We start from the raw sequence: 4655 nt of genomic DNA, 5'->3' as shown, positions 1-4655 counted from the left end.
AGCGTCCCGGCGGCGGGGTGGTGCGGATCACCGACTGGTCGCGGATGACGCGGCTCTGTTCGGACTGAACGTTCGAGCGGGTCTGGGCCTCGGCCTCGACGGCGCCGGCCAGGCAGGCGACGGCCAGCGCCAGCCCCGTGACCTGGAGCAGGCGCACGCCTGCGCCCGTCGCTGCGCTGGGCGTCGCGACGGCGAAGAAAGGCGGTTTCTCCGCCACGACTTCGACCGCAGTCTTCATGTTTTCAGAGGTGATACGCGCGAACGGCGGATTTTGGGCGAACGCGGCTTATCCAACCAGGTACTGCCCGCCGTTGAGCGAGAGCGTGCACCCTGTGACATATCCGGCACGCTCGCCCGACAGCCAGGACACCATGTCGGCGATCTCCTCGCCCTTGCCCAGGCGTCCGACGGGGATCTGGGCCACGATGGCGTCCAGCACCTTCTGGTCCATGGCGCCGACCATTTCGGTGTCGATATAGCCCGGCGCGATGCAGTTGACCGTCACGCCCTTGCGCGCGTTCTCCAGCGCCAGCGCCTTGGTGAAGCCGATCATCCCGGCCTTTGCGGCGGAATAGTTGGTCTGGCCGATCTGGCCCTTCTGGCCGTTGATCGAGGAGATGTTGACGATGCGGCCGAAGCCCCGGTCGCGCATGCCGTTGATGACCTGGCGCGTCATGTTAAACACGCTGTCCATGTTGACGCGGATCACGTCGGACCACTGGTCCGCGCTCATCTTGTGGAAGAAGCCGTCGCGCGTGATGCCGGCGTTGTTCACCAGAACGTCGATCGGGCCCAATTGCGCCTCGACCTCCCTGACCGCCCGCTCGCAGTCCTCGAACGAGCCGACGTTGCCCTTCACCACCATGACGCCCAGCTCGCGGGCGGTGGCCTCTGCGGCCTCGGTGTTGCCGGAATAACCGGCGGCGACCTGCAGCCCGTCTTCTTTCAGTCGCTGAACGATCGCCTTGCCAATGCCCCGGGTGCCCCCGGTGACGAATGCGGTACGCGCCATGATGTCTCCCTGTCCCTGTGCGGCGGTCGTCGTGGTCGCGACGCCGTCCGTCTCCCTTGTCGCCAGCTTTAGCGCGGCTGGCGGCGAACGAGAAGACGGGGTTACGCCGTCGCGGCCATACGGCCCATGTCGATGACGAAGCGGTAGCGCACGTCCGACCGCTCCATTCGTACATAAGCTTGGTTGATCTGGTCGGGGGTGATCACTTCAATATCGCACACGATCCCGTGTTCGCCGCAGAAGTCGAGCATCTCCTGCGTCTCGCGAATCCCGCCGATCAGCGAACCGGCGATGCGCCGCCGCCGCCATAGCAAGGGCATGGCGAAGACCGGCAGCCCCTCGGTCGTCAGCCCCAGCATGACCATGGTCCCGTCGCGCGCCAGCAGATTGACGTGGCTGGCGATCTCATGCGTGGCCGAGACGGTGTTGATGATCAGGTCGAACTTTTCGGCGGCCGCCTTCATGGCGTCTGCGTCCGAGTTGATCAGGAAATGCTTCGCGCCCATCCGTTCGGCGTCGGCCTTCTTGCGGTCCGAGGTCGACAGCACCGTCACCTCGGCGCCCAGGGCGGCGGCCAGCTTGACCGCCATATGGCCCAGCCCGCCCAGGCCGATCACCGCCACCTTCGAGCCCGGCCCCACGCCCCAGGTCTTCAGCGGCGACCAGGTGGTCACGCCCGCGCACAGCAGGGGCGCCGCCGCATCCAGCGGCAGGCTGTCGGGAATCTTCAGCACGAAGCCCTGATCCACCGTGATGCGGTCGGAATAGCCGCCCTGGGTGATGGTCTGGCCGACGGCCGCGCCCTTGGGATCGCGCGAGCCGTAGGTCTGGGTCATGCCCGGCTCGCAATACTGCTCCAGCCCTTCGCGGCAGGCCGAGCAGGTCCGGCAGCTGTCGACCATGCAGCCGACGCCGACGCGGTCGCCTTCCTTGAACCGGGTGACGTTGGCGCCGACCGCCGTCACCATCCCGGCGATCTCATGGCCCGGCACGATGGGATAGCGCGTCCCGCCCAGGTCGTTCTTCACCACATGCAGGTCCGAGTGGCAGACGCCGCAGTATTTGATCGCGATGGCCACGTCGTCCGGCCCCGGATCGCGGCGCTCGAAGCTATAGGGGCTCAGCGGCTGATCGGCGGCGGTCGCGGCGAAGGCGCGGGTGGCGATGGGCATGGGTTCAGTCCTTCAGCTTGGCGATCAGCGCCTGGGCCGCCGCCGGGTTCCGCACCTTGGCCCCCGAGATGAAGTAGGCGAAGACGTCGCCGCGCTCGGCCCAGCCGCACGCCTGTTTCGCCACGGCGTCCAGTTCGTCCGAGGTCATGCCCGTCGGCTCGTCCTCGCGGCTGGACATCAGTCGAGCGTAGGTAAAGTCGGCCGTCGCCTCGTCGATCTGCGGCCAGGTCGGCTCCTCGTCATCAACGGCATAGACGACGGCCGCGCCGTATTTCCGCGCCAGATCATAGAACTGTTCGGTGGCGAAGGTCGGATTGCGTACTTCCAGCGCGTGGCGCAACCGCACCCCGTCCTTCTCCTTGGGCAACAGCTTCAGGAAACCCTCGAAGTCCTCGGGATCGAACTTTTTCGAGCCCATGAACTGCCAGTTGATCGGCCCTAGCTTGTCGCCCAGCACCGTCAGCCCCTGCGACAGGAACCGCTCGAAGCTCTCGGCGCCGTCGGACAGAACCTTTCTATTGGTGCAGTAGCGGCTGGCTTTGACTGCAAAGACGAAGCCGTCCGGCGTCTCATCGCGCCACTTCGCCCAGCTGTCGGGTTTGAAGGTCGAATAATAGGTGCCGTTGATCTCTATCGAGGTCAGCGCCCGGCTGGCGAACTCCAGCTCCCGCTTCTGCACCAGCCCCTGCGGATAGAAGACCCCCCGCCACGGCTCGAAGGTCCAGCCGCCGACGCCGATATGGATGAATCCTGTCATGGCTGCGCCTCCTGATGCAGGCCGCCTTGATCGCAGAAATCACTGGTGGCGGCTATGGGGCGCGGATGCGTTGCGTGTCAGGTAAGGGTGGTTAAGGGATAACGACCTGCTAACGTCGTCGCTACCTTGGGGGTAGCCAATGAAAAGACAAATCGGAGCCGTAAGCGTGGCCTCAGCGGTCACTGCTTCGCTGCTGTTGATAATTACAGTAGCCGGACTAGCCCTCCCTGTTCGGGGACATGGAATGGACGGCCCCTTGGGAGCCGATTGCATCCTTATGGCGCAGGCGTTGCGCGGCGCATCTCAGCCCCATCGCGTGATAATTTCAGATCGTACTTGCCGCTGGCAGGAGTTGGGCTTCCCGCGCGCCCTGACATACGATCAACTCCCCCTTGGAACCGATGCGGCGAGCCGCACAGTAGGAGCCCCGCGATATAGCCTTGGTGGTTACAGGGCTGAGGTTGATGTCGGGGTGGTTTTGGCGGCGCTGGCCGGTTCGGGGCAGAACTGCACCTATTACCGCTTCTGGGGCGCTTGGCATCGGACGGGCTGCGTGGAGTCTTGGGTGGCTTAACGTCCGCAGTGAGGCGAAAGCCGTCATCGTCTTATCGCGAAGCACCGGCTTGAGTTCGTGCGGCTGCCTTCGCCTCGACGCGGTGGCGGTCCGCCTCGCGCGGGTCTATAGCGCCAGCCTGACCGGAGTGCTGCGCGCGTGTTCGAACTGACGCCTGAGATCATCGCCCTGTTGGGCGTCGCGTCGGTGATCGCCGGCTTCATCGACGCCATCGCCGGGGGCGGGGGGCTGATCTCCTTGCCGGCCCTGTTGTCGGTCGGGCTGAACCCGGTCGCCGCCATCGCCACCAACAAGGTTCAGGGCAGCGTCGGCACGGCCAGCGCCCTGTGGAATTTCTGGCGCAAGGGGCGGGTGGATTTCCGCCTGATCCGCTGGCCGATGGCCCTGGTGGCGGTCGGAGCGGGGTTGGGGGCCTTCGCCGTGACCCTGGTGGATACGCGGTGGCTGATGATCCTGCTGCCGGTGCTGCTGGTCGGCATCGCCCTGTATTTCCTGCTCGGCCCTAAGGCGGCGGACGAGGACGCCCACGCCCGCCTGACGCCGCTGGCCTACGCCTTCGTGGCGGGCGGGGTCGGTTTCTATGACGGCTTCTTCGGGCCGGGGACGGGGTCGTTTTTCGCCCTCAGCCTCGTCATGCTGCTGGGCATGGGGCTGACGCGAGCGACGGCGCACACCAAGGCGCTGAACCTGATGAGCAACGTTGTCGGCATCGCCGTCCTGGCGGTCGGCGGCCACGTGGTCTGGGTTCTGGCCGGGATCATGGCGGTGGGACAGTTCATCGGCGGCCGCATGGGGTCGCACGCGGCCATGCGCTTCGGCCCGCGGCTGATCCGCCCCCTGCTGGTGGTCATCTCCCTGGCCATGACGGCGCGGCTGCTGTCCGACCCCGCCAATCCGCTGCGGACCATGATCGTCGGCTGGCTAGGTTAGATCGCGCGGCCGCCCAGCGCCCTGCGCACGGCAGCCGTCAGGGCCTCGGCGGTGACAGGCTTGGCCAGGTGCAGATCGGCCCCCGCCTGGGCGGCCTGTTCCTGATGCTCGGCCATGGCGTTGGCGCTCAGCATGATGACCGGCGCGCGCGGACGCGCCGGATCGGCGGCCTCGATCTCGCGCAGGGCGCGGGTGGCGCTCAGCCCGTCC

General features: G+C 66.5%; 5 protein-coding genes and 1 pseudogene. 1 reads left to right on the top strand and 5 read right to left on the bottom strand.

Annotation, left to right across the window (positions count from 1 at the left end):
* From RT567_RS03635 to RT567_RS03620, 4 genes and pseudogenes are all read right to left on the bottom strand, one after another.
* Window positions 1-238, bottom strand: a pseudogene (locus tag RT567_RS03635) (DUF4908 domain-containing protein); the annotation flags it as partial.
* A gap of 48 nt (window positions 239-286) precedes the next feature.
* Complete coding sequence (gene phbB / locus RT567_RS03630) at window positions 287-1012, bottom strand: acetoacetyl-CoA reductase (protein WP_312204350.1); 726 nt, start codon at window positions 1010-1012, stop codon at window positions 287-289.
* A 101-nt stretch (window positions 1013-1113) separates the two neighbouring features.
* On the bottom strand, window positions 1114-2184 hold the full coding sequence (locus tag RT567_RS03625; protein ID WP_313574354.1) for an NAD(P)-dependent alcohol dehydrogenase: 1071 nt from the start codon (window positions 2182-2184) through the stop codon (window positions 1114-1116).
* A gap of 4 nt (window positions 2185-2188) precedes the next feature.
* Window positions 2189-2941, bottom strand: coding sequence for a DUF72 domain-containing protein (locus tag RT567_RS03620; protein WP_313574352.1), 753 nt, complete (start codon window positions 2939-2941; stop codon window positions 2189-2191).
* A gap of 712 nt (window positions 2942-3653) precedes the next feature.
* On the opposite strand from RT567_RS03620, the gene RT567_RS03615 reads away from it, so the two are divergent.
* Window positions 3654-4445 (top strand): TSUP family transporter, encoded by a 792-nt coding sequence (locus tag RT567_RS03615; RefSeq protein ID WP_313574351.1) that lies wholly within the window; start codon window positions 3654-3656, stop codon window positions 4443-4445.
* Here the strand turns inward: RT567_RS03615 and RT567_RS03610 are convergent.
* On the bottom strand, window positions 4442-4655 hold a 214-nt coding region (locus tag RT567_RS03610), incomplete at its 5' end, for a response regulator (RefSeq protein WP_313574349.1). The genes RT567_RS03615 and RT567_RS03610 overlap by 4 nt on opposite strands.

Origin of the sequence: Brevundimonas sp., from assembly GCF_032107865.1 — a bacterium.
GTDB lineage: Bacteria > Pseudomonadota > Alphaproteobacteria > Caulobacterales > Caulobacteraceae > Brevundimonas.
Note: the sequence above shows the minus strand (reverse complement) of the source record. Positions and strands in the feature narration are given on the sequence as shown.